The sequence below is a fragment of the Mesobacillus harenae genome (genome assembly GCF_013343715.1).
GTDB lineage: Bacteria > Bacillota > Bacilli > Bacillales > Cytobacillaceae > Mesobacillus_A > Mesobacillus_A harenae.
Window position 1 is genome coordinate 82,864 of record NZ_JABUNR010000011.1, and the last position, 25,532, is coordinate 108,395.

The 25,532-nt window shown below is 43.3% G+C and carries 26 protein-coding genes and 1 riboswitch; of the genes, 23 read left to right on the forward strand and 3 right to left on the reverse strand.

Annotated elements, in window-relative coordinates:
* Nucleotides 1-50: 50 nt before the first annotated feature.
* Genes HRJ06_RS14275 through HRJ06_RS14285 form a run of 3 tightly spaced genes read left to right on the forward strand, consistent with a single transcriptional unit; the run spans nt 51 to nt 2,949 of the window.
* Nucleotides 51-1,100: a FecCD family ABC transporter permease gene (locus tag HRJ06_RS14275; protein ID WP_338421103.1), complete on the forward strand. Its 1,050-nt coding sequence runs from the start codon at nt 51-53 to the stop codon at nt 1,098-1,100.
* The gene (locus HRJ06_RS14280; RefSeq protein ID WP_174733617.1) at nt 1,100-2,113 is read left to right on the forward strand and encodes a FecCD family ABC transporter permease; all 1,014 of its coding nucleotides are present in this window, start codon (nt 1,100-1,102) and stop codon (nt 2,111-2,113) included. The genes HRJ06_RS14275 and HRJ06_RS14280 overlap by 1 nt, the downstream gene beginning before the upstream one ends.
* A 14-nt stretch (nt 2,114-2,127) precedes the next feature.
* Nucleotides 2,128-2,949, forward strand: coding sequence for an ABC transporter ATP-binding protein (locus HRJ06_RS14285; RefSeq protein ID WP_174733618.1), 822 nt, complete (start codon nt 2,128-2,130; stop codon nt 2,947-2,949).
* 36 nt (nt 2,950-2,985) lie between these two features.
* Here HRJ06_RS14285 and HRJ06_RS14290 read toward each other — a convergent pair whose 3' ends face one another.
* Together HRJ06_RS14290 and HRJ06_RS14295 are read right to left on the reverse strand one after the other, a co-directional pair.
* On the reverse strand, nt 2,986-3,468 hold the full coding sequence (locus tag HRJ06_RS14290; protein ID WP_174733619.1) for a hypothetical protein: 483 nt from the start codon (nt 3,466-3,468) through the stop codon (nt 2,986-2,988).
* A complete protein-coding gene (locus HRJ06_RS14295; protein WP_242035255.1) occupies nt 3,468-4,043 on the reverse strand; it encodes a CBO0543 family protein in 576 nt (191 codons plus the stop codon). The genes HRJ06_RS14290 and HRJ06_RS14295 overlap by 1 nt, the downstream gene beginning before the upstream one ends.
* 147 nt (nt 4,044-4,190) lie before the next feature.
* A riboswitch (SAM riboswitch) is annotated at nt 4,191-4,306 on the forward strand.
* A gap of 407 nt (nt 4,307-4,713) precedes the next feature.
* Here HRJ06_RS14295 and HRJ06_RS14300 point away from each other — a divergent pair.
* From HRJ06_RS14300 to HRJ06_RS14325, 6 genes are all read left to right on the forward strand, one after another.
* Nucleotides 4,714-5,832, forward strand: a complete 1,119-nt coding sequence (locus tag HRJ06_RS14300) for a sugar ABC transporter substrate-binding protein (protein WP_174733620.1) — start codon at nt 4,714-4,716, stop codon at nt 5,830-5,832.
* Nucleotides 5,833-5,954: 122 nt separating this feature from the next.
* The gene (locus HRJ06_RS14305; protein ID WP_174733621.1) at nt 5,955-7,454 is read left to right on the forward strand and encodes a sugar ABC transporter ATP-binding protein; all 1,500 of its coding nucleotides are present in this window, start codon (nt 5,955-5,957) and stop codon (nt 7,452-7,454) included.
* A 1-nt stretch (nt 7,455) separates the two neighbouring features.
* A complete protein-coding gene (locus HRJ06_RS14310; RefSeq protein ID WP_174733622.1) occupies nt 7,456-8,460 on the forward strand; it encodes an ABC transporter permease in 1,005 nt (334 codons plus the stop codon).
* A gap of 15 nt (nt 8,461-8,475) precedes the next feature.
* Nucleotides 8,476-9,702, forward strand: coding sequence for an S-methyl-5-thioribose kinase (gene mtnK, locus HRJ06_RS14315; RefSeq protein ID WP_174733623.1), 1,227 nt, complete (start codon nt 8,476-8,478; stop codon nt 9,700-9,702).
* Between the two features lie 118 nt (nt 9,703-9,820).
* Nucleotides 9,821-10,885 carry an S-methyl-5-thioribose-1-phosphate isomerase gene (gene mtnA, locus HRJ06_RS14320; RefSeq protein WP_174733624.1) on the forward strand — a complete coding sequence of 355 codons (1,065 nt, stop codon included), beginning with the start codon at nt 9,821-9,823 and terminating at the stop codon, nt 10,883-10,885.
* A 601-nt stretch (nt 10,886-11,486) separates the two neighbouring features.
* Nucleotides 11,487-12,830: a CoA-disulfide reductase gene (locus HRJ06_RS14325; protein ID WP_174733625.1), complete on the forward strand. Its 1,344-nt coding sequence runs from the start codon at nt 11,487-11,489 to the stop codon at nt 12,828-12,830.
* Between the two features lie 80 nt (nt 12,831-12,910).
* On the opposite strand, the gene HRJ06_RS14330 is transcribed toward HRJ06_RS14325, so the two are convergent.
* Complete coding sequence (locus HRJ06_RS14330) at nt 12,911-13,243, reverse strand: DUF192 domain-containing protein (protein ID WP_174733626.1); 333 nt, start codon at nt 13,241-13,243, stop codon at nt 12,911-12,913.
* A gap of 283 nt (nt 13,244-13,526) precedes the next feature.
* Here HRJ06_RS14330 and HRJ06_RS14335 point away from each other — a divergent pair, with 283 nt between their 5' ends.
* The 14 genes from HRJ06_RS14335 to HRJ06_RS14405 all read left to right on the forward strand — a co-directional run bounded on the left by HRJ06_RS14335 (nt 13,527) and on the right by HRJ06_RS14405 (nt 25,448).
* Nucleotides 13,527-13,712 carry a Flp family type IVb pilin gene (locus HRJ06_RS14335; protein WP_174733627.1) on the forward strand — a complete coding sequence of 62 codons (186 nt, stop codon included), beginning with the start codon at nt 13,527-13,529 and terminating at the stop codon, nt 13,710-13,712.
* A 76-nt stretch (nt 13,713-13,788) separates the two neighbouring features.
* Nucleotides 13,789-14,295, forward strand: a complete 507-nt coding sequence (locus HRJ06_RS14340) for an A24 family peptidase (protein ID WP_242035256.1) — start codon at nt 13,789-13,791, stop codon at nt 14,293-14,295.
* Complete coding sequence (locus HRJ06_RS14345; RefSeq protein ID WP_174733629.1) at nt 14,295-14,675, forward strand: TadE/TadG family type IV pilus assembly protein; 381 nt, start codon at nt 14,295-14,297, stop codon at nt 14,673-14,675. Before HRJ06_RS14340 ends, HRJ06_RS14345 begins: the two co-directional genes overlap by 1 nt.
* Nucleotides 14,676-15,671, forward strand: coding sequence for a pilus assembly protein TadG-related protein (locus tag HRJ06_RS14350; RefSeq protein WP_174733630.1), 996 nt, complete (start codon nt 14,676-14,678; stop codon nt 15,669-15,671).
* A gap of 16 nt (nt 15,672-15,687) precedes the next feature.
* Nucleotides 15,688-16,287, forward strand: a complete 600-nt coding sequence (gene cpaB, locus HRJ06_RS14355; RefSeq protein WP_174733631.1) for a Flp pilus assembly protein CpaB — start codon at nt 15,688-15,690, stop codon at nt 16,285-16,287.
* Entirely contained in the window at nt 16,284-17,471 is a 1,188-nt protein-coding gene (locus HRJ06_RS14360) for a CpaE/TadZ family protein (protein ID WP_174733632.1), read from the forward strand. Before cpaB ends, HRJ06_RS14360 begins: the two co-directional genes overlap by 4 nt.
* A gap of 13 nt (nt 17,472-17,484) precedes the next feature.
* Nucleotides 17,485-18,822: a TadA family conjugal transfer-associated ATPase gene (locus HRJ06_RS14365; protein ID WP_242035257.1), complete on the forward strand. Its 1,338-nt coding sequence runs from the start codon at nt 17,485-17,487 to the stop codon at nt 18,820-18,822.
* Nucleotide 18,823: 1 nt separating this feature from the next.
* Nucleotides 18,824-19,786, forward strand: coding sequence for a type II secretion system F family protein (locus tag HRJ06_RS14370; RefSeq protein WP_174733633.1), 963 nt, complete (start codon nt 18,824-18,826; stop codon nt 19,784-19,786).
* Nucleotides 19,787-19,789: 3 nt separating this feature from the next.
* Nucleotides 19,790-20,722: a type II secretion system F family protein gene (locus HRJ06_RS14375; RefSeq protein WP_174733634.1), complete on the forward strand. Its 933-nt coding sequence runs from the start codon at nt 19,790-19,792 to the stop codon at nt 20,720-20,722.
* A gap of 197 nt (nt 20,723-20,919) precedes the next feature.
* On the forward strand, nt 20,920-22,212 hold the full coding sequence (locus HRJ06_RS23300) for an LPXTG cell wall anchor domain-containing protein (RefSeq protein WP_242035258.1): 1,293 nt from the start codon (nt 20,920-20,922) through the stop codon (nt 22,210-22,212).
* A gap of 41 nt (nt 22,213-22,253) precedes the next feature.
* On the forward strand, nt 22,254-22,877 hold the full coding sequence (locus tag HRJ06_RS14390) for a class D sortase (protein WP_174733637.1): 624 nt from the start codon (nt 22,254-22,256) through the stop codon (nt 22,875-22,877).
* A gap of 96 nt (nt 22,878-22,973) precedes the next feature.
* On the forward strand, nt 22,974-23,267 hold the full coding sequence (locus HRJ06_RS14395; RefSeq protein ID WP_174733638.1) for a DUF5658 family protein: 294 nt from the start codon (nt 22,974-22,976) through the stop codon (nt 23,265-23,267).
* A 250-nt stretch (nt 23,268-23,517) separates the two neighbouring features.
* A complete protein-coding gene (locus HRJ06_RS14400) occupies nt 23,518-24,117 on the forward strand; it encodes a TetR/AcrR family transcriptional regulator (protein WP_174733639.1) in 600 nt (199 codons plus the stop codon).
* A gap of 164 nt (nt 24,118-24,281) precedes the next feature.
* Entirely contained in the window at nt 24,282-25,448 is a 1,167-nt protein-coding gene (locus HRJ06_RS14405) for an acyl-CoA dehydrogenase family protein (protein ID WP_174733640.1), read from the forward strand.
* The last annotated feature ends 84 nt before the right edge of the window (nt 25,449-25,532 follow it).

The following is a 25,532-nucleotide window of genomic DNA, read 5'->3' on the forward strand; positions in this document are numbered from 1 at the left end:
AGAATGATTATCAATTTTAAATGAATTTATAGCATAGAAGGTGTAATCTTGTGAACGGAAACAGCAGCGGTCAGGCCAACGGTACAGCTATTACCCATAAATCAAAAAGTTCTCTTGCTGGCTTGCTCGTACTGTTGGGCGGTGCTATAGCACTCATTCTGTCCCTTGCTGCTTCCATCGCATATGGCGCAGCTGAGATTACGATCCCAACTGTGTGGGAGGCTGTCGTGCATTTTAATCCCGAGATAGCTTCCCATCAGATTATTCAAGAGCTTCGTATACCACGAGCGCTTGGCGGGGCACTAGTTGGCGCTTTCCTTGCTGTCTCCGGAGCGGTTATGCAGGGATTGACCAGAAACCCGCTGGCATCTCCTTCTATTATGGGTGTGACTGATGGTGCCGCATTTGCGTTAGTCTTAACACTTGCGTTCTTCCCGGCTGCAACGATGATGGGCCTTACTTTTGCATCATTTGCAGGAGCAGGACTAGGTGTGGTGATTGTCTTCATGATCGGTGCCTTTTCAACCGGAGGACTGACACCTGTAAAACTTGCACTTGCTGGTGTAGCGGTAGGCTCGATGCTTAGTGCGATTTCGTCGGCGGTAGCCCTCCACTTTCAAGTCGCAAAAAACATGGGGTTCTGGTATGCAGGCGGATTAACATCTGTCAGCTGGACCTCTGTTCAAATTTTAGCGGCAGCCGGCCTGGCTGGATTATTGCTTGCTATGTTTATCTCCCGTTCGATCACCATTTTGAGCCTGGGTGAAGAGGTTTCCAAAGGGCTTGGACAAAATACGTTTTTAGTAAAATCAATTGGTGTTATCGTGGTGCTGCTGTTAACTGGTGCTGCTGTCTCCATTGCTGGTGCAGTCGGTTTTATCGGGCTTGTGATCCCGCATATCGCTCGCTTTATCATCGGCTCCGATTACCGCTGGATCATCCCTGGCTCTGCTGTGTTAGGTGCTCTGTTATTGGTCCTTTCCGATATAGCAGCGCGGATGGTTAATGCCCCGTTTGAAACGCCGGTTGGTGCAATCACAGCCATTATTGGGGTTCCATTCTTCCTTTACCTGGCTCGCGGGGAAAGGAGAGGGCTTTAATGAATAAGGAAAAACGAAACCGATTTATCGCGATTATTACTCTCTTATCATTACTCATAACCGTCCTGTTTATTATTAGCCTTAACATGGGTGTTGTGCGAATCGCGCCGCTGGATGTATTTAAAACACTAGTCGGGCTAGGCAACGATCGTGATGAACTCGTCCTATTCGACTTCAGGCTTCCAAGGATGGTGCTCGCCCTCTTGATCGGCGCAGGCCTCGCGATGTCAGGGGCCATTCTGCAGGGGGTTTCTAAAAACGACCTGGCAGACCCGGGAATTCTAGGAATCAATACCGGAGCAGGATTTGCTGTCATATTGTTTATTTATTTTTTCCAAGGTTCAATGATGGCGGTAAGTACCCTGGGTATTTTCCTAATGCCGCTTTTTGCTCTAATTGGCGCAGTTACAGCCGCGCTTATCATATATGTTCTGGCATGGAAAAAGGGCATCGATCCAATCCGGTTAATTCTAGTCGGAATTGGGGTCAATGCCGGTTTCGGTGCCGCGATTATTATTTTTCAGCTTAAAATGAATCCCCAGGACTTTATGCAGGCGGCCGTGTGGCTGTCCGGAGACATATGGGGTGCAAACTGGAAGGTCGTCAGTGTACTGGCGCCGCTAATTCTTATCCTTATTCCGATCGCGTTTTATAAATCACATATGTTAAATCTTATGAACTTAGGCGACTCGGTCGCAGTTGGGCTTGGTATCAGGGTGGAACGGGAAAGACGGCTGCTGCTCATGCTGGCTGTTGCTCTGGCAGGATTCAGTGTAGCGGCAGGCGGAGGCATTACGTTCCTCGGCCTTGTTGCCCCGCATATTGCCAAGAAAGTGATTGGGCCAAAACATCAGTTATTCCTGCCGATCACAGCCTTGTTAGGAGCCTTCCTGCTTTTGCTGGCTGATACGCTCGGTAAAAATTTGCTGGCACCAACAGAAATTCCCGTCGGAATCGTCGTTGCGATTTTAAGTGCCCCTTATTTTATCTACCTGTTAATGAAAGTAAAATAAAAGGAGTGATAAACATGGTTTCACTTTCTACAGAACATTTGAAGATCGGTTACGGAGATAAAACAATTGTTGAGGATCTGAATTTGAACATCCAAGAGGGTAAAATCACAACGATAATTGGGGCAAACGGGTGCGGGAAATCAACCATTTTAAAAACAATCGCCCGTGTTCATTCAGCTCGTTCCGGTATGGTCTATTTAGACGGCAAAAAGATTCATAAAGTTCCAACCAGGGAAATAGCCAAGAAAATGGCTGTCCTGCCACAAAGTCCGGACGCGCCAGGAGGACTGACGGTTTATGAATTAATCTCGTTTGGCCGTTCCCCTCACCAAAATGGCTTTGGCCGATTGTCTGAGCAGGATCACAAAGTGATAAACTGGGCCTTGGAAGTAACCGGGCTCGAGTCGTTTGCCCACCAAGCCGTCGATGCCCTTTCAGGCGGACAGCGGCAGCGCGCCTGGATTGCAATGGCAATTGCACAAGAAACCGATTTGCTGCTGCTTGATGAACCAACCACCTATCTAGATATGGCCCACCAGCTTGAAATTTTGAAGCTGCTGGAAAAACTGAATAGAGAAGAAGGCAGAACGATCGTAATGGTCATTCATGATTTGAACCATGCTGCCCGTTTCTCTCACCATATGGTGGCTCTCCGGAACGGGAACATAATAAGAGAAGGCTCGCCGATAGATGTAATGACCTGTACTGTACTGAAAGATGTGTTTCAAATTGATGCAGAGATTGTTGTCGATCCGCGGACGAAAAAACCGGTCTGTCTGTCTTATGATTTGATTACAGCCGAGCAGCAAGTGGCGAATGTTAAGAAAGTTGTTTAAGCATTAAAGGAAATGCCTCAATGGGGCATTTCCTTTTTAGATTCTGCTATGCTTACTGCATGCTGCCTTTTCCAGCTTGCAAATCCATTTATAATACCCTAGTAAAAGCAGCAGAAGGATCGGGTTAATCAAAGCAGCATGCCATAGCTTCCACCAGCCATAATTAAAGTAGCCCCAAGGCTGAGGAAGCAAGGTGACCACCTCGTAAAGCAGGATCCAGATGACCCATAGCAAAATAAAGGCTGCTTGTTTAAGTAATCCTCTTCTAAAAGGGAACCAATTCAGGAATATCGTATTTACAGGCGGAATAAGAACAAGATGAGGCAAAAAATCAGCCCAGTCAATTTCTTTTCTAAAATACCAGTAGCCGTGATATTTGAACTCAACAATAGTATCAAAGCAAAGCTGCAAAGCAACCGTATAAACCCATATGTGGACAATCTGATTGCCAGTCAGCCGTTTATTAGTCGTAAAGGCTATAAGGTTAAAGACAGCAATTGCGATCAAAAGTCCAATCATTATAACATCGCCTTTCCCAGATAGACCCCGGCTAAAAATATCGTAGCAATTACAATGACATGAAAAACAATCCAGGCCCAGCGCCCATACCGGAATGATTGAGAATCGATGGGCCTTCTGCGCTGAGGGGGTATGATTTTTCCGCCTAACAGCTCGAAAAGCAGCAGGAAAATCCACCACAGTGTATAAGAATCCCATAAGTCCCATTCTTGATGGAATTTAAAGATGGAGGTTTGTTTAAAAATGTATTCCCCAAAAACACCTAAATGGACAACCCCCCAATAAAATGGTATTTTCCAGATCCATCTCTCTGGGCTGTACCGAACACCAACCAAGACAATAAACGGAAATAGCGTTGAAATTAAACCATAGGGAATTAAAAAGTGGCCATGGAAAGGCATATTTGGAAACGAGTAAAAGCCTATGAAGGTAAAAAAGTAGCACAAGAAATTGCCGACTATGGAACTGGCCAAAAATAAAAGGCCATACCTCCGCCAGTCCAATCGTATAATAAAATAGCAGCCAATTACGCCTGATATTATGAGGGTTAACATTCCAATTGCCTGATAGCTCAAATTTATCACCCTAATTGCATTTTTTCTTAGCCTTTGCTTAAACTTCCATAATTAAACAGTCATTTACTTTTCAAAAAAGTCGTTGACAGGCTTTCATTCTTACACTAGAATGAAAAACATCATTTAAAAGTTAAATATAGTGTAATTTTCTTATCCAGAGAGGTGGAGGGACTGGCCCTACGAAACCTCGGCAACGGATCCATACAATGGGACACCGTGCCAATTCCTGCAAGCTGATGGAAGCATCACTTGTTAGATGAGAAGATGACGGATAAATATATCCCTCTTCTTGTCTTGCTATGCTGATAAGAAGGGGGATTTTTGTATTATCAGAGAAAACGAGACGAGCATCACGCTGCCTTATCATGACTGAATTTTTAATGAATATGAGTATTCAGAATAACTAATCTAAATCAGTAACGGCCACATACATAGATTCGTTACTTGCTTTTTAAGTTAAGGGTGATTTTGTGACAGTGCTGATTGTAGCGGAAGGTACGTAGACTCCAGCGGGAGTGCTAGGCCAAGGGAGACCCCACAGGCGCTTAAGCGCCGAGGAGGCTCCCGGACTGCCCGCGGAAAGCGAAGTGCCTGAAGCGAAGATCCGCAGATAAGTTCAACTCAGCCATTAAAATAACAAACAACACCATATAACAGGGGGGAAACAACGATGAAACGGAATTTTTTCAAAAAAGCAATCGTACCGGCCTTGGCATTAACTTTATTGCTGACAGGCTGTAATTCTAGCAACGGATCATCTGAATCTGCGAATGGAAATGAACCAGTTTCGCTCGACAATGTTCCTGAAGTATTCGCAAACGGCAACGATAAGAAAATTAAGGTTATCCGCAAAATTGGCGGGGACGATCATACAGCTCAGTTCCTGGCTGGTGCAAAGGCCGAGGGTGAAGCAATGGGCTTCGAGGTTGATGTGTTTACGGCTAATGGCGATACAGCAAAATTCCATGATGCAATTGATCAAGGATTGCAAGAGGATTATGATGGATTCATCATCTCCCATGGTGATGATGCTGCGACAGTCGATAGTGTTAAGAAACTGAGAGACGCTGGAAAAAGCGTGGTAACATTTGACTCAAACGGCGACCTGCAAAATGTTGAAGGAGTCACGCTTACTTCCCAGGACGATGAGGCGTTAGCTAAGCTTGCACTCGATCAACTAGTGAATGATACAAAGGGCGAGGGCAATATCGTGTACCTTTGGGTTGACGGATTCCCGCCAATGGTTAGAAGAAACGCTGTTTATAAAGAAGTACTAGAACAAAATCCTGGCCTTAAAGAGGTTGAAAGATTCGGGGTAGCTGCAGCTGATACAAGTGTTCAAACGCAAAATGCGGTTGCTGCGATGCTTAATAAGCATCCAAAAGGAAGCATTGATGCGATTTTTGCTACATGGGATGCATTTGCAATCGGAGCAGCAAGAGCGATTAAAGAAGCTGGCCGTGACGAAATCAAGATTTACGGAATTGACGTTTCTAACGCTGACCTTCAATTGATTCAAGAAGATAACAGCCCATGGAAATACACAGCAGCTGTAGATCCAAAGCTAATCGGCGAAGTGAACATGAGACTTCTTGCAAAAAAGATTGCTGGTGAAGAAACTCCGCAAACATATGACCTTGAGGCTTCCCTCATTTCACAGGAAGACCTGCAAGCCGCCAGCGAACCGGTTAACATGGTTAATCTAGCTGATATTATTCCAGGCTGGGGCGAAACAGATGCATTCCAAGAAGACTGGATCCAGACATTAAAGGATCATTACAACAAATAAATCAAATCAGGCCAGGCAGGTTAGTCTGGCAGGCTGATATAAAAGCTTAAAATCTCACTCTCTTATTGGGGTCCATCGATAAGAGAGTGTTTCTATGAAGACACAAGGTGGTGGGGGAAGAAATGGCTATTACACTTGAAATGAAAAATATTTCGATTGAGTTTCCGGGTGTGAAGGCGCTCGATAATGTGGATTTCAAAACAGAAACAGGAGAGGTTCATGCACTGATCGGCGCAAACGGAGCTGGGAAATCAACCTTAATGAAAGTTCTTTCCGGTGCCTATCACCATTTTACAGGGGAAATTTTTCTGGACGGAGAAAAAATCAACATACAATCTCCAAAGGATGCACAGGATTACGGAATTCAGATTGTATACCAGGAAGTTGATACCGCGTTAATTCCATACTTATCAGTCGGCGAAAACATCATGCTGAATGAAACGGTGAATATGGGCAAAAAGACATTTATGAACTGGAAAGAGGTTCATAGAAAAGCAGCAGACATCCTGAAGACGATGAATGTGGATGTATCAACCCGCAAGCTGGCAAGCGAACTAACATTGGCTGAAAAACAAATGGTGTTGATCGCCAGGAGCCTTTTACAAGAATGTAAGTTTCTTATTTTAGATGAACCAACTGCTCCGTTAAGCAATAAGGAGACTAGTGAATTATTCCGGATTGTCAGAGAGTTGAAAAAGCAAAATGTCGGCGTCATATTCATTTCGCACCGGCTTCCAGAGCTGTTTGAAATATGTGATGAAATTACCGTAATGAGGAATGGTCAGTTTGTCATTAATGAACAAATAGCGCAAACTTCCCAAAATAAAGTGGTTGAACATATGCTGGGCCGGAAATTAGAAGATCAGTTTCCAAAGCTCAACGTTGAAATTGGCGAAACAGTCCTTGAAGTTAAAGGGCTTCATGATACAGGTAAAATTAAAAATATGAACCTTGAGGTTAAGGCGGCCGAAATTGTCGGTCTTGCCGGCCTGGTAGGCGCCGGAAAAACAGAACTGTGCAAAGCACTGTTCGGTGCTGAAAAAGTGAAATCAGGCGAGATCTTTCTTAGAGGGAAAAAGCTGAAAATTAATACCCCGTATGATGCGGTAAAACAAGGAATGGCTTTAGTTCCGGAAGAAAGGCGCAAAGAAGGCGTGCTTGTGACAGAGACAGTAGCAACCAACCTGACCGCAGCCAGCCTGAAACGTTTTTCTGGAGTATTTTCTTTCCTTAATTTTAAAGCCGAAAAGCAAAAGGCAGCTGAAGTGATCACGAGCCTTGGGATTAAGACGCCATCTGCAGAAACAAAGGTTCAGAACCTTTCGGGCGGAAATCAGCAGAAGGTCGCGATCGGAAAATGGCTGATCGCTGATGCTGATGTGTATGTATTCGATGAACCGACAAAAGGGGTCGATGTCGGTGCCAAAAAGGACATTTTCGAACTGATTTCTGGACTCGCCCAGCGTGGCAAAGCGGTTATTTACGCTTCCTGTGAGCTGTCAGAAATCATCGGGATCACCGACCGTGTGTATGTGATTTATGATGGCGAAGCGGTAAAGGAATTGGACACAAACTCCACCAGCGAAGAAGAGCTGTTATTTTATTCAACAGGAGGCAAATAGCATGAGCGAACCCAATCCTGCACCGGATCTGCCGGTAAAAAAGACCAGGACATTCGATTTTTTTGATTTTTTATATAAATATGGAACCATTTTAACAATTTTTATATTAGTAGCTGTATTCGCTTGGGCAAACCCAAGCTTTATCCAGACAAATAACCTGATTAGCATTTTGCGGTCCATCTCAATCGTGACGATTATCGCAATCGGCATTACGATTTCATTATCGGTCAATGGCTTTGACCTTTCTGTCGGATCGGTTGCGTCACTCTCAAATGCGATTGTGATTTCGATGTTCGTCTGGTTCTCACACAACACGCTTGTTGCCATTTTATCGGCGATTGCCGCGTCCCTTATTGTTGGGGCCTTGAACTCTTTTATGATTGTAAAAATGAAAATCCCAGATATGCTGATGACCCTGGCGACGATGTTCATCATTCAGGGAATAGCATTGACCTATACAAAGGGAGCGACCGTTTCGCAAAACATGGTGATGCCTGATGGAACTTTTGCTGAAGGAACAATCAGTCCGTTTTTTGCGAAAATTGGCCAGGTTCCATGGATCATCTTAATTATGGTCGTCGTGGTTATAGCTGTTCATATTTTTCTGACCTACACAAAGCATGGCCGCTATATGTATGTGATTGGCGGCAACCAGGAGGCGGCGCGCCTTTCCGGTATACCTGTCAATAAATATAAAATAGCTGCTTATCTGTTATCAGCACTGTTCGCGAGTATCGGCGGTATCGTGCTGGCTTCGCGGATTATGACAGCGGAAATTAATGCGGGAGCTCCGTACTTAATGGATTCAGTTGCTGCAGCCTTTATCGGATTTTCCGTGCTTGGCGCCGGAAAGCCCAATGCCTTCGGGACCTTTGTCGGGGCTGTCCTGATCGGGATTCTCGCCAACGGCCTTGTGATGATGTCAGTGCCGTATTATGCAATGGATATTGTAAAAGGAACCGTTTTAGCGTTCGCGCTAGCATTAACTTACTATAAACAAAAGTAAAGTGGGGGATTTGATATGACAGTTTTTACGAGCGGATATTTTACAATGAAGGAAGCTGAAGCAATCGAATATAGCAGAACCCAGCTGAATTACTTTGCGCCTGACGCTGATCTGACGTGCAAGGAAATCGGCGACGGCAACCTTAACTATGTTTTTAGAGTAGTAGATGAAAAGAGCGGGCAGTCGATTATCATTAAGCAGGCAGGCCCAGTTGCGCGCATTTCTGATGAGTTCAAGCTTTCAACAGACCGGAATCGGATTGAAAGTGAAATCCTTACTCTGCAAGCGAAACTTGCACCAGGTTTTGTTCCGCAGATGTTTAACTACGACCCGGTCATGAATTGCTGCGTGATGGAGGATCTGTCTGATCATGAAATTATGAGAACAGCGTTAGTGAATCATAAGAAATTTCCGCTGTTTGCTGACCATATCACAACCTTCATGGTAAAAACCTTGCTGCTGACCTCAGACGTTGTGCTCGGTCATAAAGAAAAGAAGGAGCTTGTTAAACGGTTCATCAATCCTGAGCTTTGCGAAATTAGCGAGGACCTGGTTTTCACCGAGCCGTTCTACGACTGTCCGCGCAATGAGGTGTTCGAACCTGTCCGCGACTTTGTTGCGCGTGAGTTCTGGGCTGACGAGCGTTTGGCATTAGAAACTGCTAAACTGAAGTTCGAGTTTTTGAACAATGCCCAATCGCTGCTGCACGGTGATTTGCATACAGGCTCTATTTTTGTAAAAGAAAACTCTACGAAGGTCATCGATCCTGAGTTCGCTTTCTACGGCCCAGCCGGCTATGATATCGGAAATGTGATCGCTAACCTGATCTTCGCCTACTCCAATGCTAAGGCAACGATTGAGGATGAGGCAGCACGTGCTGATCAGCTCGATTACCTGACAAACACAATTACCGACGTGATTGACCTTTTTATTGAAAAATTCAACCGTGAGTGGGACGCGAATGTTACTGAGCAGACAGCAAAATATCCTGGCTTTAAGGAATTCTACCTGGATGGCATTCTGCGAGATACCGCCGCTGTCACAGGGCTTGAGCTGAGCCGCAGGATTATCGGACTTGCACCTGTGAAGGATATTGTGTCGATTGAAGATGCCGACAAGCGGACATCTGCCGAAAAAACCTGTCTGTCTGCCGCAAAGACCTTTATACTAGAGAGAGACACTTTCAAAACAGGCGATGATTTTGTAAAATTGCTGAAGGAAAGTGAACAGAAGTATTTTTAGAGAGTTTGCTAGGGTATGGGGGCTAACGGCTGGATTCAAACTAGTGGAGCTCAAAAAACAGGGACAACCTTAACATAGTGTTTATAATAGTAATATTGCTTCTAAAGGAGGCTACAACATGGGAAAACCGGTCGATGTGATTCAATCGGTAAGACTTGATGATGAAAAAGATGCGCTTATCCTGCTGGATCAGACGCTGCTGCCAAACGAAAAGCGTTTTTTAGAATTAAAGGAAATGAAAGATATTTGGGATGCTATTTATCTCTTAAAAGTCCGCGGTGCGCCCGCAATTGGAATCGCCGCTGCTTACGGTGCCTATTTGGGCACAAAAGGTTCAGCAGCGGAAACCTATCAGGACTTATATGAGGATTTTAAAAAGGTAAAAGACTATTTAGCCACGTCCCGCCCGACAGCAGTGAATTTATTCTGGGCGCTTGAGCGAATGGAAGCACGCTTTAAAAAGGAAGAAGGCAACACCGTTTCTGAAGTAAAAGCAGCTTTAAAAGAAGAATCAGAACTGATCCGGGCTGAAGATGAAAAAGTGTGCGAATCGATCGGAGAGTACGCACTTTCCGTGCTGGAGCCTGGCTGGGGTATCTTAACACACTGCAATGCAGGTACAATTGCGACGGCGAAATATGGTACCGCATTGGCTCCAATTTACCTAGGCCAGGAACAAGGCTATGATTTTAAAGTGTTTGCCGATGAAACCCGTCCTCTGCTTCAGGGTGCGCGCCTGACTGCCTGGGAGCTTCAGGAAGCTGGCGTCGATGTTACCTTAATTTGTGATAACATGGCGAGCATCGTTATGAAGGAAGGGAAAATCCAGGCAGTGCTCGTCGGCTGTGACCGGGTTGCTGCCAACGGAGATTCCGCCAACAAGATCGGTACTTCTGGAGTTGCCATTTTAGCTAAGCACTATAATGTTCCGTTTTATGTGTGCGCGCCGCTGTCTACGGTGGATTTGGCATGTGCGACAGGCGATGATATTCACATCGAATTGCGTCCATCCAGTGAGATTACCTCACAGTGGTATGAAAAACCGATGGCACCAGCCGATGTAAAAACGTATAATCCAGCCTTTGATGTAACCGACAACGATTTAATCACCGGAATCATCACCGAAAACGGCATTGCTTACGCACCATTTACAGAAAGCCTGCCGAAAATGTTTAAAAAATAGAAGAATAGTAGCTGGTCCCTATCTTAAATTGACAGAGGCCACTGAAAAAGTCCTTTAACTATAAAAAAGCAGAGATCCTTATTCCTTAGGGTTTCTGCTTTTTCGTTTATAACTCAACTGTTTTCTTAGACATTGTTTCACTCCAGGCTGCTCGCTTTCCGCGGGGCGGACGCTGAGCCTCCTCGTCGCCAAAGGCTCCTGCGGGGTCTCATCTGTCCCGCTGCTCCCGCAGGAGTCTCGCACCTTCCGCTTCAATCAACCGTTTATCAACAGGAATTGAAAAACAATATGGAGGATGAAATTGCTACTCCCAGGAGCTCATCAAATTCATCGAGAAGGAAGAGGCCCTTCTGCAGTATCCCAAGGTGAACGAACAACTTAACATATTTAAGGATACAATTTCAGACGATATGAATAGCTTAAGTCTTTGAAGGACCGGGATGCAATAATTGGCAAACGGCGCTGACTCCATCTAAGTAATTACAAATAAAACACAGCAGACAAGCCAAAAAAGCCCAATTTCTAATTCTTTTAGTTAATCAGCCGCTTAAAAGGGAAAAGATAACCTAATGAGATGTCAAAAACCTTAGGAGCATAAACGATGAAGCTATTAGTGATTGGTGGGGTTGCAGCCAGCATGTCTGCCGCCTCAAAGTTATCGAGAATGGATAAGGATGCAGAGATTACTGTATACGAGAAAGGGCCTGTGTTATCTTATGGTGCCTGCGGGCTGCCCTATTATGTGTCAGGAGAAAATGATGATTACACGAAAATGATTGCCCGGACGAAGGAACAATTTGAAGAAAGAGGTATGGAAATACATCCGAATCATGAAGTGGTTCAGGTGATTCCTGAGAAAAAGGAAATAGTTGTTAAGGACCTGGAAAACAACCGGACTTTCAGCGATTCCTACGACAAGCTGATGATCGGAACTGGAACCTTTCCAGTCGTACCGCCGTTTAAAGGGGGCGAGCTTGATAATATCCACGTGCTGAAAACACTTGGAGATGGGATTCAGCTAAAGGAAGCCGTTAATCAACAGGATATCCACAATATCGTGATTGTTGGGGGCGGCTACATTGGAATTGAAGTCGCCGAAGCAATGGGCACGCTTGGTAAAAACATTAGGGTTATCGAGATGGCCGACCGGATAATGCAGGCCTTTGACAAGGAAATCACCGACCTGGCCGAGGAGGAGCTTATCAAGCAGGGAGTAAAGTTAAACCTTGGCGAAAAGGTCGAAGGCTTTAAAGGTGATGGCCGGGTTGAGGCAGTGCAGACGGACAAAGGTACCTATAAAGCTGACCTCGTGCTGATGTCAATCGGTGTAAAGCCAGCGACAAAGTTTCTCGAGGGGAGCGGAATTCTACTTGCCGAGAATGGCGCCGTGATCATAGACCGTGAAATGCGAACGAATATTGAGGACATTTATTCCGCTGGGGATTGCGCGCTCGTGTATAACAAGGTAAAAGAAGAGAACGACTATATCCCGCTAGGCACCAATGCGAACAAAACCGGAAGGCTAGCGGGAGCTAATCTTGCCGGTAATCATGATAAATATGTCGGAACCCTAGGCAGTGCCGCCATTAAAGTGTTCGACCTTGAGATGGGCCGAACCGGAATATCGGAATCGGAAGCCGCAGACCTAGCTATTGACTACACGACCGTTTTTATTAAAAGTGCCGATCACCCAGGGTATTATCCAAATCAAACCCCGCTTTGGATCAAGCTGATCTGCGAAAAGCGAACCAGAAGAATTCTTGGTGCCCAGGCAATCGGCAACAAAGGAGCCGTGCTCAGAATCGATATCTTTGCGGTCGCGATTCATAACAACATGACTGCCGACGACCTCGGCATGGTTGATCTGTGCTACGCGCCGCCATTTGCCGGAGTCTGGGACGCCGTGCATATTGCCAGTAATGCAGTGAAGAAGGGAGAGGAATAAAAGCCAGCACCCAGAGAATTACCAGTACTAAAAAAGGCGCTGTATCGCGGGAAGTCTCCCAGCCATACAGCGTTTTTTTGTTAGAAATTAATCTGCTGGCCTTCAGTTATCTTTAGGCGGCTAATTGTTCCTTCTGGCAGCTCTATAACCGAGTAAGCACCTTTGACCGGTTTTACAAATTTCCAGGGCTGGAGGTTGTTTATCAGTTTGACAACTCTTCCTCCTCTATCAATAAAAACCGCATCAATCGCAAAATTCATAAAGCACATATGAATCGAATTACATGGCGTGATCCATAAGCCTTCCTGATCCAACGGTCTTTTTCTGAACATTAACCCTCTCAATCGGCTCGTGAAATGATCAGCGACCTTAATTGTAAAAGGAAACGATTTATTAACAGCTTCACTCATCATTCCGCAATACCCCCATTTATTAACTAGTATCTCTACTATAATCCAATTCTACTTTGTTCTCAATATAGAAAATTGTATTTTCGTGTCGTATTTTATTGAGAACAAAATTTCCAAAATCTATTTACAAACTAGGACAAAGGATATATTATTACCTTAAGGTTGTTCAGTATATAGAACAAATAGTGATCAACTTGTTAACTATTCAGAACAGTTAACGATCAAGCACCCGTTCTGTAAAGTGAACAAATCTCAAAAAACTAAACAATATTAGGAGGAAAAGAGAATGTTAGAAAAAATGAAGAATTTAGTAGTGGAAGAAGAAGGACAGGCATTGACGGAGTATGGGTTGATTATTGGGTTGATTGCAGTGGCTTGTATTGCAGGTGTTACATTATTAGGTGGTCAATTGTCTGCACTAATAGGAAAAATCACTGATGGATTAAAAACATCATCAGGAGTAGGGTCTTAATTCAAGATTCAGAATATATCGCCCTGCTTTTCAGGCATGAGAAGTGGGGCTTTTTCAATAAGGAAGGATGAGATTCTTGCTAACTTTTTTTCTTTCAACCATCTTAGCGATTAGTTTTATAACAGATATTAAATTCAGGAAGATTTATAATCTGGTCACTCTCCCATCTATAATTGCTAGCCTCTTATACTATTTTTACATTTTTGGGATTGACGGATTTTTTTTTAGTGGGAAAGGTTTTCTTGTTGGCGTAGGTCTTCTCATAATACCTTACCTTCTAGGCGGCATGGGCGCCGGAGATGTCAAACTCATGGCTGCAATCGGTGCTCTGATGGGAGCGAGCTTTGTGTTTTATTCGTTTATCTATACGGCGTTAATCGGCGGGGTGATTGCTCTGGTGTTAATTATGAAGTCAAAGGGTGTTTGGAACACAATCAAATCCTTCTTCTTTAATGTTGTGTTTTTAAGAAGCAATCTTGGTTCAATGACAATTAGTAAGGATAAGGCTTCGAGCATATCATTTCCATATGGGGTCGCAATCGTGCTAGGCACATTCTGTACACTAATCTGGGGTGGGTTTTAATGAAATCAGAAGAAGGACAGTCGCTTGTTGAGTTTGCACTAGTTATTCCGCTTCTTTTACTGCTTCTGTTCGGAATAATCGATTTTGCAAGGGTATTTCATGTGTACTTAACAATGGATCAGGCTGGCAGAGAGGCTGCGAGAGCGGCAAGTATACATAGAACTACGGATGCAGGGTATGACGCAGCCATTCATTTTGGGAGTTCAATTAGTTTAAATACGGGTCATGTAGATGTTATTTTTGATGATCCGGCTAACCCATCGGGGAAAAATGTAGAAGTGTTAATTACCTATCCAGTCAGTCTTATCACTCCTATAATAGGTAATTTTTTTGCTGACGATTTCGAACTTGTAGACAGCACCGAAATGAGGGTGGAATAGGTGAAAAGAATACTGATTAAGGCACTAACTAACTTTAGAGAAGAAAGTGGTGGAGCACTAGTTCTTGTGGCTATTTCAATGGTTGCATTGCTTGGCTTCACTGCTATTGTAATAGATGCTGGAAGATTATTTATCACAAAAAGCCAATTGCAAAATGCTTTAGATGCAGGAGTCCTAGGCGGTGCACAAGGACTTTTGGTGAGCACGGCACACGCTGAGTCAATCGCTATAGAAATAGCGGATAAAAATGGATATGTTCTGGAAAATAGTGAAGTTAAAGCGGAGACAAAACAATATATAGAAGCAAAAAAAACAGTTACAGTTCCTATGACCTTTGCCAAAATCATAAATATTCCAACTGCCTCAGTTACGGCTAAAGCCAAGGCAATTGTCGCTCCGTTAAAGAAAGCAAGAGGAATTGCTCCGATTGCAATTTCTAAGGACTTAATACCCGAGGGGCCAGATGGAACCAATTTATTGTGTACAAAGGAGATTTTGACAGATGAAGAAAAACAGAATCAACCGAACTCAGGGCAACATAGCCCAGGGAATTGTGGGTTTCTAAGCCTTACCGGGGCAGAAGGTGAACAAATAAATTTAAAAGAAGCGTTATTAAACGGAGGAACATACTCAACGGATGATGAACCGTTAACCACCAAGCCAGGAGGCATCACGCAGGCTAAAGGGCCTATAGATGAATTAATTAAGATGGATGAATCAGCTGGAAGAACTCACTGTGAGGATTACACAACGGCTGATAATTCATGTAAGAGAGTGATATATGTTGTAGTAATTGACTCCTGGGATGGCATTAATGGCACAAAGCAGGTTGATGTAGTTGGCTTCGCTGCATACTGGATAGAAGGTTATGATTTCACGGGACAAGACAAATATCTTAAAGGCAGAATCATTGATACTATTTCACCTGGCGAGATAGAAGAGATGATTGGTGAATGGGACGATAACCTTCTTTATGGTGTTACTCTCTCTGAATAAAACAAAGGAGGTCAACATGAATACGAAAAAAATCTGGGTTTGGTCACTGGCACTGGGGATGATGGTAGCGGCCCTTACATATATTACTTTTTTTTCAAAACAGCCAGCGACTGTTGCTTCAAACGTACAGGTACAGGAGTTGGATAAGACGGATGAGCCGGTAGAAGAGGAAGAAGTGGAACCAGACTATACAAGAGAGATTCTCAATCCAATGGTTGAAATTAGCAAGGGAAAGAGAGCGATCTCAATTAACGTCGATGTTTCGCCTGGGGTTTCAGGCTACGTAGAACCTGAATCCAAAGTGGATGTTGTTGCTTATGAGTCAGTTAACGATGAAGAAAAAGATAAGGACTTTAAATCTGCAGTGCTTGTTCTTGAAAATGTAAAAGTCCTTGCATCAGGTATATCAGCAAATACAAAGGAGCAGGCACTGCTTTATCAGACGGTGACACTGGAAGTTACGCCTGAAGAGGGCTTGATGCTTAGTTTGGCATCAAAAGACAAAGATGGATTTTACTTGATGCTTAGAAATGATGAGGACACTGAAACTGGCAAACAAGGACTCAAGGAAACTCGTGAAATATTTAAAGAACGAAAGGAGAAGGAAGCAGAATGAATATAACATGGTTATATTTTTCCGATACAAACTCCCCTCCTGGTGATATTGAGACTTTTTTGGAAAGAAAACAGCAGTCTCTTATTAGCACAAATCAAGTGGAAAAGCTCAATGGCCTCCTAAGGGAGCTTGAGCAAACGGTCTTGTTTCTTAAAGCGAATTCAGTCTTCAATGTATATGAGCTATGCCAGGAGATTTCTATCTTACATCCGCAAACTTATATTATCCTGATTGTTCCGGATAATATGGAAAATATTAAAAAGGCCATGCATATGGGAGCCTCAGATATTCTTAGGGCATCTTTTATATTGGAGGAAATGCAAGAGGCGATCCTCCAAGCAAAAAAGTACATGCACCAACGTGCTGCCAAAAGCAGCATGCCATTCCAGAGTCTCCTCAAAGAAAAGAGCAGGGTCATCTCGATCTGCAACCCTAAAGGCGGAATTGGGCGGACATCAGTCGCAGTTAATTTAGCTGCGGCCTTTGCAAGGAACGGCAAAAAGGTTGCTATCATTGATGCAAATCTCCAGTTTGGGGATGTTGCGATGTACTACAATCTAAAACCGAAACGCACAATTTATGAGTGGGTGAAAGAGGCTTATGGTCGCTCCAATTATACAATTGACCAGTATATGGCGATCCATGAAAGCAAAGTAGCAATCCTTGCGGCTCCTGCACGTCCTGAGTTTTTTGAGGGTATCACGGAAAATCATCTTAATGCAGCGATTGAGGAGGCAAAAAAACTATTCGACGTGATCCTGATTGATACACCAAGCTATCTTTCCGAAATTCACGTTTGCTGTCTTGAACAATCAGATGAAATTTTGTTGCTTACTACAAATGAGATCTCCGTTGGGAGGATTACAAAGCTTTATTTGGAAACCTTAGAAACGCTTAATTTAAAGGACAGCGTGAAGCTGATAATTAATAAACAAGCGAAAAACAAAGGGCTGGAGATAAAGAAGTTAGAGGAAATTCTTGATACCAAGGTTTATGCTGCACTGCCAGATCAAGAAAGTGTGGCGGCTGCTTCTATTGCGATGGGCTCACCGTTTATTCTATCAAATCCTCGCAGTCACCTGGGGAAAGCAATCTGGCAGCTGACCGAGAAGCTTCATATCAAAGAGGAACAAGCTGCTGCGCCAAGAAAAAAGGAAAAACGCTGGTTTTTAGTCAGCAAATGAAGGGGGACTGAACTTGTCGCTATTTAATCGTAATAGGGAACCCAACCGTACACAGGAAACAGAGAGTAACAACCATGCTATTGCTGTTAAATCAAAAGAATCCACCGAAATAGAGTCCAATCTTCATAGTTACCTTCTTGAGGAATTGAAAAAATATCCTGGACAGACATTAGAGGAAGAAAATAAGAAGATTGAGGAACTCGGCCAATCCTTTTTAGAAGAAGAAGGAAGCCGGTTGACGTTTGAAGAAAAGAAAGAAGTTCTGCGGTATATAAAAGATGAACTATTAGCTTTTGGGCCGATTACTCCTTTGTTAGAGGATAACGCGATCAGTGAAGTAATGGTGAACGGATTCCAAGAGATTTATTATGAAAAAAACGGCAAGATCCTAAGAAGCAGTATTACGTTCCATGACGATCAGCATGTGCTGCGAGTGATTGAAAAAATTGTCGCGCCAATTGGCCGGCGAGTGGATGAAAGTTCTCCGATGGTGGATGCGCGCTTGCCTGATGGCTCCCGTGTTAATGCGATTATTCCTCCCCTAGCATTAAAGGGCCCAAGTTTAACGATCCGGAAGTTTTCAGATAAACCCTTTACAATCCACGACCTGGTTCGTTTCGGTACAGTTAGTTCTGACATGGCTGAATTCCTTGATGTTTGTGTAAAGTCTAAACTTAATATTTTTATCAGTGGAGGTACAGGCTCAGGTAAAACTTCTACGCTTAATGTCCTATCCTCTTTTATTCCTAATAGTGAACGTATTATTACCATTGAAGATGCTGCAGAGCTGAAGCTAAATCAGGATCACATTGTTTCATTGGAATCCCGCCCGCCAAATATTGAGGGGAAGGGACAAATTTCAATCCGGGATTTGACACGAAATGCTTTGCGGATGCGGCCAGATCGAATTGTCGTCGGAGAGGTTCGGGGGGCAGAAGCCCTTGATATGCTACAAGCGATGAATACAGGCCATGATGGCAGTCTTAGCACCGGCCATGCCAACTCACCAAGAGATATGCTATCCCGTCTAGAAACGATGGTGCTGATGTCGGGATTCGATTTGCCGGTTCGGGCTATTAGGGAACAAATCGCAAGTGCTATTGATGTGATTGTCCAACAGGCACGGATGAGGGATGGTACTCGAAAAATTACTCATGTAACCGAAGTTCTTGGGATGGAAGGAGATACGATTGTGCTTCAAGATATCTTTGTTTTTCAGGAGTCGGTTATTTCGGAAGAAGGAAAAATTGAAGGCCGTTATATCTCAACAGGGATTCGTCCTCGTTTTGCAGATAAGCTTGAGCTAAATGGCTATAAGATACCTGCTTCCTGGTTTGCGGGGGAGTGGTAATATGGACGGCATATTGGAAATAGCCCTTGTTTTTATCGGATCTACTCTCCTCATTTACATGTTTATTGCAGAGTATCTGAAAAAGAAGAAACATGAAGACCGAGTAGAAAAATTCCTACCCAAAGTGATTATGGAAGAAATCGATACTGAAAAAGTAAAGAAGGATAGTGTTTTCAAGAGCTTCTTTCAAAAGATGTCTGAAGCTCTTAGGGAAGTTCAATTCAGCAAACGAACTGAAAGGCTGTTGTTGGAAGCCGGAAGTTCATTAAAGCCAGAGGAGTTTTTTGTCTTTAGGGCTTTTCTAGCAATAGGTGCCGGTATGCTATTCTCCCTCATGGGGTTTTCATGGTACATAGGGATTTTATGCGCAGTTATTGGGTTTGCTATTCCACAATTTTATATGAAACGGAAAAGGAAAAAACGACTGGAGCTTCTGTCCCATCAGCTTATTGATTTACTTGGGATGATGGCCAATTCAATGAGAGCTGGATTTAGCTTTTTGCAAGCCATGCAGCTTGTTGGAAATGAAGTTCCTGATCCGTTAGGTCCTGCGTTTGAGCGGGTCGTCCGTCAGACAGGACTTGGGATTCCGCTTGACGAGGTATTACAAGAGATGGTCGATCGTCTCCCGAATAAAGAGCTTGAGGTTGTTGTCCGTGCGATCCTTGCCCAGCGTAAAAGTGGGGGAAATTTGGCTGTCCTCCTTGAAACAATGGAAGAAACAGTTAGGGGCCGAATCAGGATTCTTGAAGAGTTAAACACTTTGACCGCTCAAGGGAAGATGTCCTCATATATTATTACTTTCCTGCCGGTCGGCCTTGCCCTTTATTTATCATTCTTTGGCGGTGACTACTTCCAACCTATGCTGGAACACCCTTTGGGATGGGCCTTGATTTTCGTGAGTGCTATTTCTGTTATCCTTGGATGGTTTTTTATCCAAAAAATCATCAAAATTGAGGTGTAAACCATGCTAAATATCATTCTTTTATTCTTAACGGCAGGATTTTTCAGCTTGGTTTTTGCGGGGATCTTATTCAGTATATTTAATCGACAGATTGCGTTCAATACCCGTGTTAACCAGACTTTTGGGCAGCCAGGTAAACATGCCAGTTCTGAAGCACCTAAAGAGGTGAGAAAAAGTATATCCTCAACTATTATTCAGAGGTACTGGCAGAGGGGAACACAATATCTTAATAAGAAGCTCTCTAAATCAGAGAAAAAGAGACTGGAAGTTTTGCTCCGGGATGCAGGCTACCCATTTAAGTCAGCAATAGATTTTCGGCTATCCCAGCTGGTTCTTGGAGCAGGCGGCAGTTTATTGATGTTATTTTTAATTGTTCCAGTTATAGAAAATAAATCAATGGGTTGGCTGCTTACTGCGACGGTTGGCTTGTTATTTTTTAGATATCCCGTGTTTAATCTAGGAAAAAGAAAGACAGCAAGAATTAAGGAAATAAACAAAGGAATGGCTGATTTCTTTGATACGGTCAACCTCTTGCTAGAAGCTGGAATGGGGCTGGACCTAGCACTATCCGATGTATCGAGAAAAATGACTGGGCCACTATCTGATGAGTTCCTCCAAACCTTAGAAGATATGAAGCTTGGCATGACACGAAGGGAAGCCTTTTACGAGCTTAAAAAGCGAGTTCCATCAGATTCCTTCCAAAGTGTAATCAGTTCTTTGATTCAGGCGGATCAGCTTGGAATTGGGATGGCAAAGGTATTAGGGAACCTGACCAAGAGAATTAGGGAACAAAGGCGTGAGGCTGCCAGAGAACAGGCAATGAAGGCACCAGTCAAAATGTTATTCCCAATGGTATTCTTTATCTTTCCGTCACTGTTTATCGTGATTTTGGGGCCACTAGTTATTCATCTAGTTACGAAAGGCCTAGGGGGATAAAATTTAATAACAAAACCTTGTTCTTAATAACAAGGTTTTTGTTTGGTTGTCTTGTTCTTTATAAAACACATAAAAATCGATTAAAATGATATATATTACCAAAACGTTCTCTTTAGTGAAAACAACCCCTTGTTTTATTCGTTATATAGGTTATACTAGATTTAACAATTCTATATAAAGAACAAAAGGAGGTTATTATGAGAACGATTACTTACAGTAAAAGGAGAAAGGTCAGAAAGAAAAGGTTCCATCTGTTTTCAGGTATGACTCTATTATTTCTGGTCTTCTCTCATGTTTTCGGTCCCGCGAATATAGTAAAGGCAGAGGGATCGGAGTGGGATAAGAGTGGTCTAAAGTTTATTAACCAGTTTAATAATGGTGATGGGAGTATCAGTGCCATTGTCCAAAATGATGGTGACGCTGCTATGGAAGGAGAAGCAGACTATCTAGTATATTGGTCCGAAACAGGGAATCCAAAACAGGGACAAGCTGTTGATGGATCAGCGGGAAAGATTGAGCCTCTTCAGCCAGGTGCAATTTTTACGCTAAAGTTCACCCCGAAAAAATCAGGTAACTACAAATTCAAGGCATATCAAAGGTCTGGCCATGAAGGAACCGGCGAGCTTTGGAGCGAAACTATTGAATTTACTCTATCTGATCCTGAAACTCCGACTGATCCAGAGGAACCAACTGACCCAGAGGAACCAACTGATCCAGAAGCACCAACTGATCCAGAGGAACCAACTAATCCTGAGGAACCAACTGATCCAGAGGAACCAACTGATCCAGAGGAACCAACTGATCCAGAGGAACCAACTGATCCAGAGGAACCAACGGACCCAGAAGACCCAACAGACCCAGAAGAACCAACAGACCCAGAAGAACCAACAGAGCCAGAGGAACCAACGGACCCAGAGGAACCAACAGACCCAGAAGACCCAACTAACCCAGAGAATCCAACCGATCCAAAAGATCCGACGAATCCAGAGAATCCAACCGATCCAGAAGACCCAACTAACCCAGAGAATCCAACCGACCCAGAAGATCCGACGAATCCAGAGAATCCAACAGACCCAGAAGACCCAACCAATCCAGAGAATCCAACAACCCCAGAAAACCCAACTGATCCAGAAGATCCGACCGGCCCAGAGAATCCAACAACCCCAGAAAATCCAACTGATCCAGAAGATCCGACAAACCCAGAGAATCCAACAACCCCAGTAAAACCAACTAAGCCAGAAGATCCAACTAATCCGAGTGGACCGATCGAGCCAACAAATCCTAAAGACCCAGCCAAACCTAATCCTGAAAAAACGCCTGTTGTAAAGCCTGTGGTTAAACCAGCTGTGAAGGTTACGCCTGCCGCCAAGACCCTGCCTGAAACAGGTGAAGCAGATCCATCAATCTTTTACACAGCAGGCCTTATGACAATTGTAGCTGGAATGATTCTATTAGGGATCCAGAGAAATAGACGGAGAGTTAATCATTAGGGGGAGATGCTCTCCCTCTTTTTTTTAGGAGAGGATTTTATATGAAAGCTATTGCTTTGTCTTTGTTGTTGATTGGAAGCGGAATTATGCTTTATCCAACAATAAGCGATTATTATGGTGCAAACCAGCAAAAACAATTGCTAGATTCATTTAAGGCACATGCACAAAATGATCAGGAAAATGTAAAACGAGAGTACAGTCAGTTAAATAGAACATTTAATGGGCAAACTTCTAATGAGATTCAGGACGTAACGACGTCATCTGCAATAGGAATTATTGAAATAGATAAAATTGATTTGCAGGTTCCGATTGTGGAGGGGGTTACCCAGTCTGATCTTAAATTTGCTGCAGGATATATGCCCGGAACTTCCAAAATAGGGGAACAAGGCAATGCAGCGATTGCGGCACATAGAAGTTTTACCTATGGCGAATTATTTAACCGCTTAGATGAGCTCGGTCCAGATGATCACATCTCCATCTCTTTACCATCAAAAGACCTTACATACAAGGTGACAGATAAATTCCTCGTAAAGCCTGAAGACCTCTCAGTTTTAGCTCCAGAACAAAATGAATCAGTGATTACACTAATAACATGTCATCCCATGAAGAACCCCACACATAGATTAATTGTAAAGGCAGTCCTTGATAAACAGCAGAATTCTTAAGTCAAACCGAATGAACAACATGTTTAGAAAAATGGCCTAATGTAAATGAAGTAAAAGAGGAGAAAACCTGAATCAATAAATTTTAAGGAGAAGCTTATGATCTTTCTGTTCCATTATTTATCGACCTTAAACATTGTGGATGCTGTTCTCACCTTTGTCGGTTTGGAGAACGCTTTGATTGAAGAAGCCAACCCTTTAATGAGCCAGATCTATAGCGAACACCCTTTTCTCTTTATTTTTGTAAAGCTGTCTCTTTCGTTTTTATTGTATTTGTTTATTATCTATAAAAAAGTGCCCAATTCCAAAGTAACAAAAGGATTGACAGTCATAGCCTCTGTTTTTTACACTATTACCTTCATTGTTCACTGTATATGGATCACATTGCTATAATATAAGCTAAGCCGCTTTCCAGGAGAGGCGGCCTTAGTATTGAAAGAACGTATATTGTGATATAAAACGTAGATTTGAATTAAACAAAACTTAGCCCAGCCTTCAATCTTACCGCCTCGATGACCGTCCCAACGGACTTGTTAAAAATAAAAATACAATTTTCAGTATTTTCACAATAAATGTGTTGCAAACTCGATATGAAAACGATATTATAATAGTACCGATACGTACTAGTACAACGGTGGAATGGATGATCAGCATGTTGTTTGTAACGGAAATGCCCACTGAAGCGCGGGAAAAAATGTTTTTTGCAGGTCTGGACTTGTTCACAACGAAGGGCTTTAAGGAAACAAGTATCTTAGAGATCGTCGAATCAGCACGAGTCTCGAAATCAACATTTTATCAGTTTTTTTCTGGGAAAGAGGATTTGTTAACATCGCTGTGCCAGCGGCTGGCTGATGAGATTTATAATGAGGTTAAAGCTGCAGTTGATTCAGAGGAAACAGTGAATAGCAAGGCGCTCAAAGGAATTCGCCGCTATATCGAGATTTGTTTTTCTGAAAAGGAGACTGCCCGGCTGCTGCTAATCGTATCAGCGGGTGTTAGTCCAGATATGGAAAAGATCAGGCTTGAAGTTTATGAACGCTTTGCGGCAATGGTTTTTCATGCAGTGCAGCTTCCGGAAACCGTGACAGAAAGGCAAATTAAGTCTGCTTCATTAGCGATGGTTGGTGCAATCAACCAGGTGGTAATTCACAGCCTAGTTGACAATGGCGAACAGGATATTGATGAGCTGGCTGAACTCTTAACAAGAATTGTCATGAGCGGGTTTATTAGTCTAGCCTATTAATCTTTGAAATTTAAAGGGGGTGAGGAACCGGTTAAGGATACTGGCTAATAGACTATGCTTTTCAATAGAGTTCCTATAAATTGATGTAATTAAGTTCATTATGTTTAGATAGTACCAATACGTACTGGTACAAAAAATAAAAGACCATGCAAAGGAGGAAGATTATGCTAGAACAGGCATCCAAACAGGGTTTAAGCTTCCAGCTATCAGAAGAGCAGGAGGATATCCGCAAATGGGCAAGAGGATTTGCGGAGAAGGAAATTCGTCCAGTAGCCCCTGAATTTGATGAACGAGAAGAATTTCCAATGGAGGTTCTAAAAAAAGCTGCAGCTGTCGGCCTGACAAATTATCCAGTTCCAGAAGAATATGGCGGAGGCGGTTTGACGAATGTCATGTCTGCTTGCTTAATCATGGAGGAGCTGTATTGGGGCTGTGCTGGAATTGCGACGAGCCTTTCAGCAGCCGGCTTGGCGGGACTACCAATCTATTATATGGGATCTGAGGAACAAAAGAAGAAATGGATTCCATACCTTTGCGACCCGGAAAAACCGATGCTAGGGGCAATGGCTCTAACGGAACCCGGTGCAGGTTCTGATGTAAAAGCTCTTAAGACAAGAGCTGTACGTGATGGCGATGAGTGGGTCCTGAATGGCCGAAAATGCTTTATCACTAATGGCGGGATTGCCGATCTTTATGTGGTATTTGCTAAGACTGATCCGGATGGCGGCTATCATGGAGTCTCAGCTTTTATCGTACCGGGTGATACGCCAGGATTATCTGCAGGTAAGAAAGAGCGCAAGATGGGTATTCGCGCTTCGCATACCGGAGATATCATTCTTGAGGATGTGCGCGTACCACATGAGAACATGCTTGGTCAGGAAAATATGGCCTTTTTCGGTGCAATGCAAATGCTTGAATATTCCCGTCCTGCTGTAGCAGCAGGGGCAGTTGGAGTGGCTAGAGCAGCATTTGAATATGCCCTTGATTATTCAAAGCAAAGGGTTCAGTTTGATCGGGCTATTTTTAAGAACCAGGAAATTGCTCACTTGCTGGCAGAAATGAAAATGAAAATTGATGCAGCACGTTTGTTAACTTGGAGAGCAGCAGAGCTTGCTGATCGGGGAGAATCGTGTGCAGTCGAAGGAAGTGTAGCGAAAGCATTCGCTGCTGAAACAGCGATGTGGGTTACAACCAATGCGGTTCAGATCCTTGGCGGCTATGGGTATATGCGTGACTTCCCTGTTGAAAAATGGATGAGGGATGCAAAAATTCTCTCAATTTATGAAGGAACGACTCAAATTCAGAAAAAGGTAATTGCGGCAGGGTTGTAAATAAGTAATTGTAATTATTGGGAAAGTTCTTTATGATAAAATTGTAATTAAAATTTTTATAATATTCAAACTATAGGAGGAAAT

Coding starts and splice junctions, on each gene's coding strand:
- HRJ06_RS14280 (WP_174733617.1), top strand. CDS start 1,100: ATGAATAAGGAAAAACGAAACCGATTTATCGCGATTATTACTCTCTTA.
- HRJ06_RS14285 (WP_174733618.1), top strand. CDS start 2,128: ATGGTTTCACTTTCTACAGAACATTTGAAGATCGGTTACGGAGATAAA.
- HRJ06_RS14290 (WP_174733619.1), bottom strand. CDS start 3,468: ATGATTGGACTTTTGATCGCAATTGCTGTCTTTAACCTTATAGCCTTT.
- HRJ06_RS14300 (WP_174733620.1), top strand. CDS start 4,714: ATGAAACGGAATTTTTTCAAAAAAGCAATCGTACCGGCCTTGGCATTA.
- HRJ06_RS14305 (WP_174733621.1), top strand. CDS start 5,955: ATGGCTATTACACTTGAAATGAAAAATATTTCGATTGAGTTTCCGGGT.
- HRJ06_RS14310 (WP_174733622.1), top strand. CDS start 7,456: ATGAGCGAACCCAATCCTGCACCGGATCTGCCGGTAAAAAAGACCAGG.
- mtnK (WP_174733623.1), top strand. CDS start 8,476: ATGACAGTTTTTACGAGCGGATATTTTACAATGAAGGAAGCTGAAGCA.
- mtnA (WP_174733624.1), top strand. CDS start 9,821: ATGGGAAAACCGGTCGATGTGATTCAATCGGTAAGACTTGATGATGAA.
- HRJ06_RS14325 (WP_174733625.1), top strand. CDS start 11,487: ATGAAGCTATTAGTGATTGGTGGGGTTGCAGCCAGCATGTCTGCCGCC.
- HRJ06_RS14330 (WP_174733626.1), bottom strand. CDS start 13,243: ATGATGAGTGAAGCTGTTAATAAATCGTTTCCTTTTACAATTAAGGTC.
- HRJ06_RS14335 (WP_174733627.1), top strand. CDS start 13,527: ATGTTAGAAAAAATGAAGAATTTAGTAGTGGAAGAAGAAGGACAGGCA.
- HRJ06_RS14345 (WP_174733629.1), top strand. CDS start 14,295: ATGAAATCAGAAGAAGGACAGTCGCTTGTTGAGTTTGCACTAGTTATT.
- cpaB (WP_174733631.1), top strand. CDS start 15,688: ATGAATACGAAAAAAATCTGGGTTTGGTCACTGGCACTGGGGATGATG.
- HRJ06_RS14360 (WP_174733632.1), top strand. CDS start 16,284: ATGAATATAACATGGTTATATTTTTCCGATACAAACTCCCCTCCTGGT.
- HRJ06_RS14370 (WP_174733633.1), top strand. CDS start 18,824: ATGGACGGCATATTGGAAATAGCCCTTGTTTTTATCGGATCTACTCTC.
- HRJ06_RS14375 (WP_174733634.1), top strand. CDS start 19,790: ATGCTAAATATCATTCTTTTATTCTTAACGGCAGGATTTTTCAGCTTG.
- HRJ06_RS23300 (WP_242035258.1), top strand. CDS start 20,920: ATGAGAACGATTACTTACAGTAAAAGGAGAAAGGTCAGAAAGAAAAGG.
- HRJ06_RS14390 (WP_174733637.1), top strand. CDS start 22,254: ATGAAAGCTATTGCTTTGTCTTTGTTGTTGATTGGAAGCGGAATTATG.
- HRJ06_RS14395 (WP_174733638.1), top strand. CDS start 22,974: ATGATCTTTCTGTTCCATTATTTATCGACCTTAAACATTGTGGATGCT.
- HRJ06_RS14400 (WP_174733639.1), top strand. CDS start 23,518: ATGATCAGCATGTTGTTTGTAACGGAAATGCCCACTGAAGCGCGGGAA.
- HRJ06_RS14405 (WP_174733640.1), top strand. CDS start 24,282: ATGCTAGAACAGGCATCCAAACAGGGTTTAAGCTTCCAGCTATCAGAA.